Here is a 749-nt window from a genome sequence, read left to right on the forward strand (position 1 = left end):
CTCTTAACCAAATCAATATTAAATAAATCCAGCTCTATCCAATCGACATTGACATTGACGCAACCAGATAATTCATCTGCTATATGAAGTTTAAAATTGGACGTAGAATAGACTACCCAAACAATCAAGTTTGTTTTTAAACTTTTATATGTTTCGTCATTTATTTTTACTGGTTTCAACATAAAGCTACTCCATTAGCAATCCGTAATAACATTGGCACCTTCAGGCCTTAGTATTCCTAAACTCTCGGCAGGCAATATGGTTTCAAAAGCTGGAGTACTCCCTACTGCATTAATTAAAGCAGCTAAAACAAAAAACTGAAAAGTATAATTAACCGCCCTCGCTCTAACGTATTTGATTTGTGCAAATTGCGCGTTTAATACGTCACTTGACGCAGGTGGTGTGGATAAAAATCCAGAAACATCGACGCTTGCACCTGCTTCATCAAGATAATCAATCTGCAAATTACTGGCGGTGAACCCTGATGGGTAAAGGTTAGACACCGACGGCAAGCTCGGAATGTCATCCCTATCGGCGATGTAACACACGGTCGCAAGCCTTGCAGCTCTTCTGGTGACCTCATTGACCATTTGCACGGAAAAAAAGTACACCGCAAACTCCATGATCAAAAACAGCACCAACATCACCGCCAGCGCTATCAACGAGAACTCAATTTGAGTTACCCCTTTCTGTTTCGCTATTAATCGTTTCATGGACCTGTCCTCATAGACGTGCTCGCTCCAATGCTA

Annotated in this window: 1 protein-coding gene and 1 pseudogene; both read right to left on the reverse strand. The window is 41.0% G+C overall.

What is annotated here, in order from left to right; all coding sequences use genetic code 11:
- Window positions 1-182, reverse strand: a pseudogene (locus R7R24_RS26525) (type II secretion protein); the annotation flags it as partial.
- A gap of 12 nt (window positions 183-194) precedes the next feature.
- On the reverse strand, window positions 195-713 hold the full coding sequence (locus R7R24_RS26530) for a pilus assembly protein (RefSeq protein WP_318120092.1): 519 nt from the start codon (window positions 711-713) through the stop codon (window positions 195-197).
- Window positions 714-749 lie beyond the last annotated feature (36 nt).

The organism is Vibrio sp. 704 (genome assembly GCF_033339295.1).